This is a genomic window from Kitasatospora sp. Xyl93, assembly GCF_055383135.1.
On sequence record NZ_AP029185.1, the window covers coordinates 217,460 to 229,873 of the forward strand.

At 74.7% G+C, this 12,414-nt stretch carries 10 protein-coding genes; 8 read left to right on the plus strand and 2 right to left on the minus strand.

Annotation, left to right across the window (positions count from 1 at the left end; translation table 11 throughout):
* Positions 1-19: 19 nt before the first annotated feature.
* From ACZ5GH_RS01050 to ACZ5GH_RS01080, 7 genes are all read left to right on the plus strand, one after another.
* Entirely contained in the window at positions 20-1,345 is a 1,326-nt protein-coding gene (locus ACZ5GH_RS01050; RefSeq protein ID WP_464336774.1) for a M1 family metallopeptidase, read from the plus strand.
* A gap of 166 nt (positions 1,346-1,511) precedes the next feature.
* Complete coding sequence (locus ACZ5GH_RS01055; protein WP_464333103.1) at positions 1,512-2,915, plus strand: serine hydrolase domain-containing protein; 1,404 nt, start codon at positions 1,512-1,514, stop codon at positions 2,913-2,915.
* A gap of 350 nt (positions 2,916-3,265) precedes the next feature.
* Complete coding sequence (locus ACZ5GH_RS01060) at positions 3,266-4,099, plus strand: GNAT family N-acetyltransferase (RefSeq protein WP_464333104.1); 834 nt, start codon at positions 3,266-3,268, stop codon at positions 4,097-4,099.
* A complete protein-coding gene (locus ACZ5GH_RS01065; RefSeq protein WP_464333105.1) occupies positions 4,096-5,025 on the plus strand; it encodes a lysophospholipid acyltransferase family protein in 930 nt (309 codons plus the stop codon). The genes ACZ5GH_RS01060 and ACZ5GH_RS01065 overlap by 4 nt, the downstream gene beginning before the upstream one ends.
* Before the next feature lie 218 nt (positions 5,026-5,243).
* Positions 5,244-6,206, plus strand: coding sequence for a prolyl aminopeptidase (gene pip, locus ACZ5GH_RS01070; RefSeq protein WP_464333106.1), 963 nt, complete (start codon positions 5,244-5,246; stop codon positions 6,204-6,206).
* A gap of 74 nt (positions 6,207-6,280) precedes the next feature.
* Positions 6,281-7,279 (plus strand): YdcF family protein, encoded by a 999-nt coding sequence (locus tag ACZ5GH_RS01075; RefSeq protein ID WP_387755217.1) that lies wholly within the window; start codon positions 6,281-6,283, stop codon positions 7,277-7,279.
* Positions 7,280-7,545: 266 nt separating this feature from the next.
* On the plus strand, positions 7,546-9,015 hold the full coding sequence (locus ACZ5GH_RS01080; RefSeq protein ID WP_464333107.1) for an extracellular catalytic domain type 1 short-chain-length polyhydroxyalkanoate depolymerase: 1,470 nt from the start codon (positions 7,546-7,548) through the stop codon (positions 9,013-9,015).
* A gap of 104 nt (positions 9,016-9,119) precedes the next feature.
* Here the strand turns inward: ACZ5GH_RS01080 and mca are convergent, their stop codons facing one another.
* Both mca and ACZ5GH_RS01090 read right to left on the minus strand, forming a co-directional pair.
* On the minus strand, positions 9,120-10,013 hold the full coding sequence (gene mca / locus ACZ5GH_RS01085; protein ID WP_464333108.1) for a mycothiol conjugate amidase Mca: 894 nt from the start codon (positions 10,011-10,013) through the stop codon (positions 9,120-9,122).
* 40 nt (positions 10,014-10,053) lie between these two features.
* Positions 10,054-11,502 carry an MDR family MFS transporter gene (locus ACZ5GH_RS01090; protein ID WP_464333109.1) on the minus strand — a complete coding sequence of 483 codons (1,449 nt, stop codon included), beginning with the start codon at positions 11,500-11,502 and terminating at the stop codon, positions 10,054-10,056.
* A gap of 196 nt (positions 11,503-11,698) precedes the next feature.
* On the opposite strand from ACZ5GH_RS01090, the gene ACZ5GH_RS01095 reads away from it, so the two are divergent.
* The gene (locus ACZ5GH_RS01095) at positions 11,699-12,346 is read left to right on the plus strand and encodes a TetR/AcrR family transcriptional regulator (RefSeq protein WP_464333110.1); all 648 of its coding nucleotides are present in this window, start codon (positions 11,699-11,701) and stop codon (positions 12,344-12,346) included.
* The last annotated feature ends 68 nt before the right edge of the window (positions 12,347-12,414 follow it).

Genomic DNA, 12,414 nt, shown 5'->3' on the forward strand with positions numbered 1-12,414 from the left:
GCAGGAAGCGCACGTCCCCGTGAAGCCCAAGCACGTCCCGGCGGCCGCCGCCGCCCCGGACCCGTACTTCCCGAACAGCGGCGACCACCGCTACCGGGTGCACCGCTACGAGCTGGCGCTGGACTACCGGCCCGGACCCAACCGGCTGGCCGGCTCGGCCCGGCTGAGCGCGGTGGCGGACGCGGCGCTGGCGGAGTTCGCGCTCGACCTCGCCGAGTTCCGGATCGGGCGGGTGCTGGTCGACGGCCGGGCCGCCCGCTACACCCACCGCGCGGGGAAGTTGCGGATCCGCCCGGCCAGGGCGCTCGCGCCGGGCGCGGCGTTCACCGTCGAGGTGCACTACACCGGCAACCCGCGCCCGGTGCGCAGCCCGTGGGGCGGCCTGGGCTGGGAGGAGCTGACCGAGGGCGCGCTGGTGGCGAGCCAGCCGGTCGGCGCGCCGTCCTGGTTCCCGTGCAACGACCGGCCCGCCGACAAGGCCGCCTACCAGCTGGCGGTCACCACGCCGTCCCCGTTCACGGTGGTGGCCGGCGGCCGGCTGCTGACCCGCACCACCAGGGCCTCCAGCACCACTTGGGTGTACGAGCAGAGCGCGCCCACCCCGACGTACCTGGTGACGGTGTCGATCGGGAACTACCGGCCGGTGCCGCTGGCGGTGCGCCCGGCCGTGCCGCAGACCGGCTACGTGCCGGAGCGCCTGGCCGCCGCGTTCGCCCGGGACTTCGCCCGGCAGCCGGAGATGGCGGCGTACTTCGGCGACGTCTTCGGCCCGTACCCGTTCGGCGAGTACGCGGTGGTGGTCGCGGACGAGGAGCTGGACGTCCCGGTGGAGGCGCAGGGCGTCGCCACCTTCGGCACCAACCACCTGGGCGGCGGCTGGGAGCGCGAGCGGCTGATCGCCCACGAGCTGGCCCACCAGTGGTTCGGCAACAGCGTCACGATCGCCGACTGGCGGCACATCTGGCTCAACGAGGGCTTCGCCAAGTACGCGGAGTGGCTCTGGTCCGAGCACGCCGGCGGCCCGGGCGCGGCCGTGCACGCCGCCGCCGCGCACCGGCTGCTGGCCGGGCTGCCGCAGGACCTGCGGCTCGGCGACCCGGGCCGGAAGCTGATGTTCGACGACCGGCTGTACCAGCGCGGCGGGCTGGTGGTGCACGCGCTGCGGCGGGCCCTCGGCGAGGACGCCTTCTTCGCGATGCTGCGGGACTGGACCGGCGCCAACCGGCACGGCGTGGTCACCACCGCCGACCTGCGCGCGCACGCCGCCCGGTACACCGCCGTCCCGCTCGGCCCGCTGTTCGAGGCCTGGCTGGAGCGGCCGGAGCTGCCGGCGCTGCCGGACTGAGCGCGCCGGCCGGGCCGGTGTCTCCAGGACCGTCCGGGCTGGGGGCGCTCGGCAGGGGCACTCGGCAGGGGTGATCGGCCGGAGTGATCGGCCACGTTGTTCGCCCGGAGTGCTCGGCGGGTTATTCGGTCGGCCCCGGGGCCGGGTTGGGCTACTGTCCGTGCACATGTCGATGAGTCCAGAAGCCCACCTGACCGATCCGCCCCACGAGCTGCTGCCCGCCACCCGCCGCGCCCTGCTGCACCGGCTCGCCGTCGCCCAGTCCGAGGGACGCACGCCCTCGATGGTCGCCGGGGTGCTGCGCGACGGGCAGCCGGTGTGGAGCGGCGCCCGCAGCATGGTCGACGGGCACGCGCCGACCCCGGACGTCCAGTACCGGATCGGCTCGCTCACCAAGACCTTCGTCGCCGTCCTGGTGCTGCGGCTGCGAGACGAGGGCCTGCTCGACCTCGCCGACCCGCTCTCCCGCCACCTGCCCGGCACCCCCGCCGACGGGGCGACCGTCGCCCAGTTGCTCTCGCACTCCTCCGGCCTGACCGCCGAGACCCCCGCCCCCTGGTGGGAGCGGACCGAGGGCACGCTGCGCCCCGAACTCGGCGACCTCCTGGAGGCCGAGCGGCCGTCGAAGCACCCGACAGGGCGGGTGTTCCACTACTCCAACACCGGCTACGCGCTGCTCGGCGCGCTGGTGGAGAGGTTGCGCGGTGAGACCTGGGGCGAGGTGCTGCGCCGCGAGGTGCTCGCCCCGCTCGGCATGGACCGCACCACACTGCTCCCCGAGCACCCGCACGCCGGGGGCTTCGCCGTCCACCCCTGGGCCGACGTCATGCTCCCCGAGCCGCTCACCGACACCGGCCTGATGGGCCCGGCCGGCCAACTCTGGTCCACCGTCGCCGACCTGGCCCGCTGGGCGGCATTCCTGACGGCGGGCGACGACAAGGTGCTGTCCGCCCACACCCTCGCCGAGATGCGCCGCCCCGCCGTCGCCCCGGACGACACCGAGTGGGCCGGCGGCTACGGCCTCGGCCTGCAACTGCGCCGCCACGAGGGCCGGTTGCTGTACGGGCACACGGGCTCGATGCCCGGCTTCACCGCGGGCCTGTGGATCAGCGAGGCCGACGGCCTGGCCGCGTACGCCCTCTCCAACGCCACCAGCGGCGCCAGCGCCGCGTCGCTGGCCGCCCAGTTGATCACGCTCACCGCCGAGCTCGAACCCCGGCTGCCCGAACCGTGGCGCCCGCTGAGCGAGGTGGACGACGAGCTGCTGGAGCTCACCGGCCCCTGGTACTGGGGCGCCGCCCCGGCCGCCCTGCGGCTGCTGCCCGGGCGGGTGCTGGAGCTCACCCCGCTCACCGGCACCGGCCGGGGCTCGCGGTTCCTGCCCGAGCCGGACGGCACCTGGACCGGCGCGGAGAACTACTACGCGGGCGAGACCCTGCGGGTGGTCCGCCACCCCGACGGCACGGTCAGCCACCTCGACATCGGCTCCTTCGTCTACACCCGCGAGCCGTACGGACCGGCGGGCGCCGTCCCCGGCGGGGTCGACCCGGAGGGCTGGCGGGCCTTCTGAGCCGCGCGTCGCGACCGGCACCACAGCGGCGTGAAAGCAGCGGCGTGACGAGCGCGATCTGACAACCGCGAGGTGACGACGGGGGTGTGCGGCACGGCCGTACGCCCCCGTGGCGTCTGCTGTCCACCCTCGGCGGACGACCGCCCGGTGCCGGGCAGATGACCGCCGGGCCACGGGTGGTCCCATTCAACAGGTGCACATCTGCGATCCCCCGGGCCGCAACATAAATGCCAACCGGCTCGGAGAGACATACGGGGACCGGTTCGCGTCCATGCCCAACCGCCTGCGGACCGGGACGGTGCCCTGGCGATCCACGGCACCGCCGATCGTGCTGCCCTGGAGGGTCCGCCATGACCACCGTCCCCACGTACGCTCCGTCCGCAGTCGCCACCACCCACGACGCCCCGGCGGTCCCCACGCCCCGCCCCCGGCCCGCCGCCCCGGCCGCGTACACCGTCTCCCTCGCCCGCGACGAGGACGACGTGCGCGCCGCTCAGCGGCTGCGCCACCAGGTCTTCGGCGCCGAACTGGGCGCCGTGCTGCACAGCCCGGTCGCCGGTCTGGACGTCGACCCGTTCGACGAGTACTGCGACCACCTGCTGGTCCGCGAGGGCGAGCAGGGCGCCGTCGTCGGCACCTACCGGCTGCTGCGCCCCGAGGCCGCCCGCCGGGCCGGCCGGCTGTACTCCGACGGCGAGTTCGACCTCTCCGCGCTCGCGCCGCTCCGCCCCGGCCTGGTCGAGCTCGGGCGCTCCTGCATCCACCCGGACCACCGGGGCAACGGCGCCGTCATCAACCTGATGTGGGGCGGCATAGCGCGCTACCTCGCCGACACCGGCAACACCTGGGTCGGCGGCTGCTGCTCGATCGAGCTGGCGGACGGCGGCGCCACCGCGGCCCGGGTCTGGGACACCGTCAGCGCCAAGCACCTGGCGCCCGAGGAGTACCGGGTCGCCCCGCACCGCCGCTGGGACGCCACCGGGGTGGCCCGCGCCGAGCGGGGCGCGCTGCCGGCCCTGCTCCGCGGCTACCTGCGGCTCGGCGCCTGGGTCTGCGGCGAGCCCGCGTACGACCCGGACTTCGACTGCGCCGACCTGTACGTGCTGCTGTCGCTGGAGCGCACCGACCCCCGCTACCTGCGGCACTTCCTGTCCGGCGTACCCGCCTCGGGCGCCTCGTCATGAGCGTCTGGCTGCCCACGGCGACCTGCCGGCCCGAGACCTGCCTGGCCGAAGCCTCGCCGGAGGTCTCCCACCCCCGGCGGGCGCTGCGGCTGACGGCCTGTCTGGCCGCCGTGCTGGCGGGGATCGTGCTCAGCCTGCCGGTCCGGCTGTTCCCGGAACGGGCCCGGGACCGGCTGGTCCGGCTCTGGGCGCGGGTGGTGCTGCGCACCCTGGGGGTGACCGTCCACCTCACCGGGCCCGACGGACCGGAGTCCGGCGCGGGCCCGCGCGCGGGCGCGGGCGGCGGCGGCGCGGGCGGTGGCGGCGCGGGCGGTGGCGGCGCGGGCGGCGCGGGCGCGGGCGGCGCGGGCGCGGGCGGCGCGGGCGCGGGCGCCGGGGTGCTCGTGGTGGCCAACCACGTGTCCTGGCTGGACATACCGCTGCTCGCCGCCGGGCGGCCCGGCCGGTCGCTGGCCAAGACCGAGGTCCGGCAGTGGCCGGTGCTCGGCCCGCTGATCGCCTGGGGCGGCACCGTGTTCCTGGACCGCGACCGGCTGCGGACCCTGCCGGACACCGTAGCGGCGGTGGCCGAGGTGCTGCGCTCCGGGCACCCGGTGATCGTCTTCCCGGAGGGGTCGACCTGGTGCGGGCGGGAGAGCGGCCGCTTCCGGCCCGCGCTGTTCCAGGCCGCGGTGGAGGCTGGCGCCGACGTCCAGCCGGTGACGATCCGCTACCGGCTGGCGGACGGGCGGCCGACCAGTGTGCCCGCCTTCATCGGGGACGACGGGCTGCTCACCTCGCTCGCCCGGGTGGTCGCCGCCCGCGGGCTGGTCGCCGACGTGACCTTCCTGCCGCCGATACCGCCGCCCGGCCCGCAGCCCGGCCGGGCCGGAGCCCGGCGCGAGCTGGCCCGCACGGCGCAGGCGGCGGTCGAGGGCATCCGCTGACCGGCCGCCGGTGCGGCGGGCTGCGGCGGCGGGCTGCTGATGGGACGGACTGCTGCCGCGGCGGACTGCTGCCGCGGCGGACTGCGGACCGGCTCCTCACACGGTCCGGCAGGGCGGAGCGCCCCCGCCCACCCCGCCGGCCGCGGACGGGCCGCCTCGGGGTCCGACACCGGGGTAGGCTCCCCGGGTCCGCTCGTACGATCACGGAGGAGTCACCGATGCCCGAGCCGTATCCCCTCTACGAGCCGTACGCACAAGGCCTGTTGGATGTCGGCGACGGGCAGCTGATGCACTGGAACGCCTCCGGGAACCCGGCCGGAACGCCCGCCGTGGTGGTGCACGGCGGGCCCGGCTCCGGCCACAGCCCGGGCTCCCGGCGCCACTTCGACCCGGAGCGCTACCACCTCGTCCAGTTCGACCAGCGCGGCTGCGGGCTCAGCCTGCCGTCCGCCGCCGACCCGTCGACCAGCCTGGAGCACAACACCACCGCGCACCTGATCGCCGACATGGAGCGGCTGCGCGAGCACCTCGGCATCGACAAGTGGCTGCTGTACGGCGGCTCCTGGGGCTCCACGCTGATCCTCGCGTACGCCCAGGCCCACCCGGAGCGGGTCTCCGCGATCGTGATCTGCGGGGTCACCATGACCCGCCCGGAGGAGACCGACTGGCTCTACCGGGGCGTGGGCCGCTTCCTGCCCGGCGCCTGGGAGGAGTTCCGGGACTTCCTTCCGCCCGCCGACCGGGACGGGGACACCTCCGCCCTGCTCGCCGCGTACAGCCGGCTGCTCAACAGCACCGACGAGTCCGTCCGGCGGGCCGCCGCCAACGCCTGGGCCACCTGGGAGGACGCGGTCATCTCGCACGAGTCCCTGGGCAAGCCGAACGCGTACACCGACCGACCCTCCGACGCCCTGATGGCCTTCACCCGGATCACCGCGCACTACTTCTCGCACCAGGCCTTCCTGCCGGACGGCCAACTGCTGCGCGACGCCGGGCGGCTGGCCGGAATCCCCGGCGAACTGATCCACGGTCGGCTGGACCTCGGCGGACCGGTCGACACCGCCTGGCAGCTGGTCAAGGTCTGGCCGGACGCCCGACTGACGGTCATCGACGAGGCCGGGCACACCGGGAGCCCGCGGATGAGGGACGCCGTCCTGGCCGCGATCGAACGCTTCGCCTGATCGGCCATGAGCCCCGGGGCGGTTGGGCCTTCCGTACGAATGGTCCAGACCGAGGAAGGCCTACCATACGACGCATGATCGCCTATGCCCCAGCCGCCCTGTTCTTCCTGTTGTTCGGAATCGGGGTACTACGCGACCGCCGCCAGTTCAGCAACGCCGTCCTGCTCGGCATCGCCGTCTCCCTCCTCTCCCTCGCCCTGCTCGCCGAACTCCGCAAGGCGCCCGGCGTGGTGGTCACGCTCGTCGCGGCCCTCATCGTCATCCTCCCGGCCTTCGGCACGGCGGCCCTGGTCTGGTTCCTGCTCGCCAACGGCCTGACCATGATCCGCAAGGAGGGCAGGCGGCCGGCCAACCTGCTGTCGCTGCTCGCCGGCCTCGGCATCCTCGGGGTCATCGGGCTGCTGGTCGCGGCCCTCGTCGTCCACTCCCGGCAACTGGCCGCCCTGGCGGGCACCGCGGTGCTGGTGGTCGGCTACGTCTCCTTCCTGTTCACCTGCTTCGTCGGCTACGCCTTCCTGTACGGCCGCCACCGGCCGCGCCAGGACGTGGACTTCGTGGTGGTGCTCGGCTCCGGGCTGATCGGTGGCGAGCGCGTCCCGCCGCTGCTCGCCAGCCGGCTGAACCGGGGCCACGAGGTGTACGAGAAGCAGGCCGCCCGCGGCAACCCGCCGGTGCTGATCACCTCGGGCGGCCAGGGGCCGGACGAGAAGCTGCCGGAGTCCCACGCGATGGCCGACTACCTGGTCGAGCGCGGCTTCCCCGAGGAGCACCTGGAGCGGGAGGACCGCTCCCGCACCACCGAGGAGAACCTGCTCTTCAGCAAGGCCATCATGGAGCAGGCCAAGCCCGGCTACCGGTGCGTCGTGGTCACCAACAACTTCCACGCCTTCCGGGCCGCCCTGCTCGCCCGGCAGACCGGCGTCAACGGCCACGTCTTCGGCTCGCCCACCGCCCGGTACTACTGGCCGAGCGCCACCATCCGCGAGTTCGCCGCGATCTTCCTCTCGCACAAGCTGGTCAACTTCGGGATCTGCGGCTTCATCGCCCTGTGCGGCGTGCTCGTGGCCCTCTGATCCACCCCGGTCCCGCCCGCCCGGTGCGGTGCAGGTGCCGGTGCGGTGCGGTGCGGCACGGTGCGGTGCGGGCGCCGGTGCGGTGCGGCACGGTGCGGGTGCGGCCTCCGGTGGTCGCCCCGGGCGCGCTCCGGGGCGGCGGAACCATGGCGGCCCGTGCCATGCCCGGGCGGCGGACCTCGGATGACTGCCACATGGCACCGGGCCGCGGGGCGCGCCACGCTGCACGGGACAGGCCCCCACTCCTCCCCCACCCAGGAGTCCCCATGCCCTTGCGCCCCGCCGCGGCGGCACTGCTCACCGCCGTCACTCTCGCACTCGGCACCACCGCACCCGCCCCGGCCTCCGCCGCACCCTCCCGCACCACGGCCACGGCCACGGCCACGAGCGGCAGCTTCCAGCAGGTCACCGGGTTCGGCACCAACCCGGGCAACCTCGCGATGTACACCTACACCCCCGCCGGACTGCCCGGCGGCGCTCCCCTGGTGGTGGCGCTGCACGGCTGCGCCCAGAGCGCCACCGACTACTACCGCAACTCCGGCTGGACCAAGTTCGCCGACCAGTACGGCTTCGCGGTGGTGTTCCCGCAGACCAGCAGCGCCAACAACAGCCTCTCCTGCTTCAGCTGGTTCGACGCGAACGAGGCCGCCCGGGGCGTCGGCGAGGCCGAGTCGGTGGTCGAGATGGTCACCAAGGCCGAGTCCCTGTACGGCTCGGACACCCACCGGGTGTTCGTCACCGGGCTCTCGGCGGGCGGCGGGATGGCCGCCGACCTGCTGGCCGACTACCCGGACGTGTTCGCCGGCGGGGCGATCGACTCCGGCCTGCCCGCCCACTGCGCCGCCACTCAGGCCGCCGCCTCCGGCTGCCAGAACTCCGACCAGCGGCTCACCCCGGCCCAGTGGGGCGACAAGGTCCGGGCCGCGTACCCGGGGTACACCGGGCCGTGGCCCAGGGTCGCGATCTGGCAGGGCACCGCCGACACCGTGGTCAGGCCGGTGAACTCGACCGAGCTGCGGGACCAGTGGACCGACGTCCAGGGCATCGGCCGTCAGCCGACCAGCACCCGAAGCCTCCCCGGCGGCACCACCGAGGAGCTCTACGCCGACGCGAGCGGCAAGCCCGCCGTGGCCCTGTTCACGATCAGCGGGATGGGGCACGGCCTGGCCGTGGACCCGGGCTCCGGTGCCGACCAGTGCGGGGCGACCGGCGCCTACTTCCTCGACACGATCTGCTCCGGCTACCACACCGCGCGGTTCTGGGGGCTGGACGGCGGCTCCGGCCCCGCCGACCCCGGGCTGCCGGCCCCGACCGGGCTGACCGCGACCGCGGCCTCCGGTTCGATCGCCCTCACCTGGCAGGCAGTCAGCGGCGCCGCCTCGTACCAGGTCTTCCGCGACGGCGGCCAGGTCGGCAGTGCGACCGGCACGGCGTTCACCGACACCGGGCTCGCGGCCGGCACCACGTACAGCTACACCGTGGCGGCGGTCGACGGGTCGGGCGCGGTCGGCACCCGGTCGGCGGCGGTGACGGCGACCACCCCGGGCGGGGGCACGTCCCAGTGCTACACCGCCAGCAACTACGCGCACGTGCAGGCCGGCCGGGCCACCCAGAGCGGCGGCCTCGCCTACGCCCTCGGCTCGGGCCAGAGCATGGGGCTCTGGAACACCTTCGTCACCCACACCCTGAAGCAGACCGGCCCGGGCTACTACGTTCTCGCCGACGGCCAGTGCTGAACGGATGACAGCCGGCACGCGGCCGAGCACCGCCCCGACCGCCCGCCCCGCCGCGAACGCCCGCATCGCCACGCCCAATGCGTCCACCGCGCCCACCCCGGAGCTCACCCCGCCCCCACCCCCGCCCGGAGCCCGGCGAACAGGTCGGTCTCGACCTCACCCGCGCCTGGCGCCGGCGCCAGGCTCCGGGCCAGGTGGTAGTCCTCGGTCGGCCAGACCTCGCGCTCGATGTCCCGCGGGTGGGCCATGAAGGCCACACCCGGCTGGACCTGGGTGGCGTGCGCCAGCATCGCCGCGTCCCGTACGGCGAACTGCTCGGCGCACGCTATCCGGGTGGTGGTCGCCAGGGCGGGCGGGGTGTCGGGCCAGCCGGCGAGCAGCTCGCCCATCTCCGAGCGCAGGCCCCGTTCCGTCATGGCCTCGTGCAGGGCCTGGAACCAGGCCCGGGAGAGCGCCAGGTGGTAGTAGAGCTTGGCCACCTGCCAGGGCCCGCCCAGCCCGGGGTGGCGTTCCGGGTCGGCGGCGGCTTCGACGGCCGCCACGGTGACCCGGTGGGTCATCACGTGGTCCGGGTGCGGGTAGCCGCCGGTCTCGTCGTAGGTGATCACCACCTGCGGGCGGAACTCCCGGATCAGGGCGACCAACGGCTCCGCCGCCAGTTCCACCGGCTGGGCGGCGAAGCAGCCCTCCGGCAGCGGCTCGCCCTCCCCGGGCATCCCGGAGTCGACGAAGCCGAGGAACCGCTGGCGCACGCCGAGGATCTCCCGGGCGGCGGCCATCTCCTCGCGCCGGACGCGGGCGATGTCGGCCCGGACCTCGGGCCGGTCCATGGCCGGGTTGAGCACCGAGCCGCGCTCGCCGCCGGTACAGGTGGCGACCAGGACGTCCACGCCCTCGGCGGCGTACCGGGCGAGGGTGGCCGCGCCCTTGCTGGACTCGTCGTCGGGGTGCGCGTGCACGCTGAGCAGCCGCAGGCCGCCGGGGTGACGGGTGAACACGGGTACCTCCATGCCTGGGGGGTCGGGAACCGACCGGTGGTCAGCCGGACTTGCGGGTGTTCGGGTAGAGCAGTGCCGGAGCGATGGCGAGCGCGGACAGCGCCAGCACCCACCAGAAGGTCTCGCCGAAGGCCGCGCCCGGGTGGCCCGGGTGCCCGTCCTGCGCCTGCAGGAGCGCCAGCGTCAGCACCGCCGTGCCGAGCGCTCCGCCCACCCGGTTCAGCACGTTGACCGCGCCCGCCGCCGTCGGCACCTGGTCCTTCTCGACGCTCCCGTACACCGCCGCCAGGCCGGGTATCGCGATCATCCCCATGCCCGCGCCGCGCAGGGCCAGCGAGGCGGCGATCAGCCAGCCGGCCGGTTCGGAGCCGCTGCCCAGCCGGGTGAACGCGACGGTGCCGACCAGGGAGCAGGCGATGCCGATCAGGATCAGCGGACGCGGCGCGATGCGGTCGGTCATCCGGCCGGCCAGCATGGCGGTGACCGCCGTGCCGAGGGCCTGCGGGGCCAGCAGCAGACCGGCCTCCACCGCGCCGGCGTGCCGCACCTGCTGGTAGTACAGCGGCACCAGGAACATCGAGCTGTACAGCGCGGCGCCCTGCAGGAAGCTGTTCGCCGTCGCCACGCTGAAGCCGCGCCGGGCGAACAGCCGCAGGTCGATCAGCGGCGTCCGGACTCCCCCGCGGCCCACCCGCAGCGCGTGCCGGCCGTAGAGCGCCACCAGCATCACGCCCACCAGCAGAGCGGCCCAGCCGGCCGTCGCGTCGCCGTCACCGACCGTCGAGAGCCCGTAGACCAGCCCGGTCAGGCCCGGCGAGAGCAGCACCAGACCGGTGACGTCCAGCCGGGGCTTCGGCCCGTCCGACGCTTCGTCAGCCGGCAGCCACCGGGCGGCGAGCAGCAGGATCACCAGCCCGACCGGCACGTTCAGCAGGAACATCCAGCGCCAGTCGAAGTGCTCCAGCACCAGCCCGCCGAGGATGGGACCGAGGACCGGGGCCAGGCTGATCGGAAGCATCAGCGTGCCCATCACCCGCCCGACCCTGGAGGGGCCGGCTGCTTGTATGATGATCGCTTGGCCCAGCGGTTGGATCATCCCGCCGCCGATCCCCTGCAGTACCCGGAAGGCGATCAGACTGCCCGTCGACCAGGCCAGCCCGCACAGCGCCGATCCGAGCACGAACAGGACGACCGAGGCGAGCCACGCCCGCCGCCCACCGAACCGCGCCGCGGCCCAGCCCGAGAGCGGCATCGTCAGCGAGATCGCCAGCAGGTACCCCGTGGCCACCCACTGCACCGCCCCGATCGAGCTGTGCAGGTCGCGCCCCACCGAGTCGATGCCGACGTTGACGATCGTGCTGTCCAACAGTGCGAGCACCGGCCCGAGCGCGAGCACGGCGCCCATCTTCCACAGGCCCGGCGGAATCGGCTCCGGCTCCCCCTCCCGGACTCCTCCCGGTCGGTCCTTCGCCGTGACGGATGTGGTCATGCGCCCTCCCCTGGTCGCCCTCGGGCGAGCCGCTCCCCGAAGCCGCGTGCGGTCACTCCGACGCTCACCCGGCACCCTCGCGGACACTCACCCGGGCGGCCGGTCCGACCGCCCGGGAAGAACTTAGGACGGACCGAGCTTCTGGGTCAAACCTAATTACTGTGCTCGACCCAGCGAACTGCGCTACGCTCCCGCCATGACCGAGACCGGGACCACGCCGAACCTGCGCGAGCTCAACAAGCGCCGCACCCGCGAGGCGATCTCGCACGCCGCGACCAGGCTCTTCATCGCGCAGGGCTTCGACCGCACGACCATCGCCGAGGTCGCGGCCGCCGCGGGAGTCGCCAAGATGACCGTCACCAACCACTTCCCCCGCAAGGAGGACCTCTTCTTCGACCTGCACGAGGAGCTCGCCGGCCGGCTCGCCGCGGCCGTCGCCGGGCGCGCGCCGGGCGAGTCCGCGCTCGCCGCCCTGCGCCGCGACTGCCTGACCGGGCTCGACCGGCACGACGCCCGGCTCGGCTTCTCCGGCCCGGCCTTCGCCCGCACCGTCTTCGACAGTCCCTCGCTGGGCGCCCGGCTGCGCGAGCTGCACGAGCAGAGCGAGACGGCACTCGCCGAGGCACTGGCCGAGGCGGTGCACGAGAGACCCGTCGGCTTCGAGTGCCGGGTCGCCGCCGCGCTGCTCGCCGCCGTCGACCGGGCGGTGTTCGCCGAGGTGTTCCGACGCACCCTGGCGGGTGAGGAGCACGCGGCGATCGCCACCGCGGTCCGCCCCTCGGCGGTCCGGGCCTACGACCGCCTGGAGGGCGCCCTGGGGAGCTTCGCCGTACGGGAGGACTAGCGCACCGGACCACCGCCGCGCGCCCGGGGCCCCGGCCATACGCCCAGGTCAGGGCACCCTTGACGAAA

Excerpts from the sequence above, each read along its gene's own strand:
- ACZ5GH_RS01055 (WP_464333103.1), top strand. The coding sequence starts at position 1,512 with ATGTCGATGAGTCCAGAAGCCCACCTGACCGATCCGCCCCACGAGCTG.
- ACZ5GH_RS01060 (WP_464333104.1), top strand. The coding sequence starts at position 3,266 with ATGACCACCGTCCCCACGTACGCTCCGTCCGCAGTCGCCACCACCCAC.
- ACZ5GH_RS01065 (WP_464333105.1), top strand. The coding sequence starts at position 4,096 with ATGAGCGTCTGGCTGCCCACGGCGACCTGCCGGCCCGAGACCTGCCTG.
- pip (WP_464333106.1), top strand. The coding sequence starts at position 5,244 with ATGCCCGAGCCGTATCCCCTCTACGAGCCGTACGCACAAGGCCTGTTG.
- ACZ5GH_RS01075 (WP_387755217.1), top strand. The coding sequence starts at position 6,281 with ATGATCGCCTATGCCCCAGCCGCCCTGTTCTTCCTGTTGTTCGGAATC.
- ACZ5GH_RS01080 (WP_464333107.1), top strand. The coding sequence starts at position 7,546 with ATGCCCTTGCGCCCCGCCGCGGCGGCACTGCTCACCGCCGTCACTCTC.
- ACZ5GH_RS01090 (WP_464333109.1), bottom strand. The coding sequence starts at position 11,502 with ATGACCACATCCGTCACGGCGAAGGACCGACCGGGAGGAGTCCGGGAG.
- ACZ5GH_RS01095 (WP_464333110.1), top strand. The coding sequence starts at position 11,699 with ATGACCGAGACCGGGACCACGCCGAACCTGCGCGAGCTCAACAAGCGC.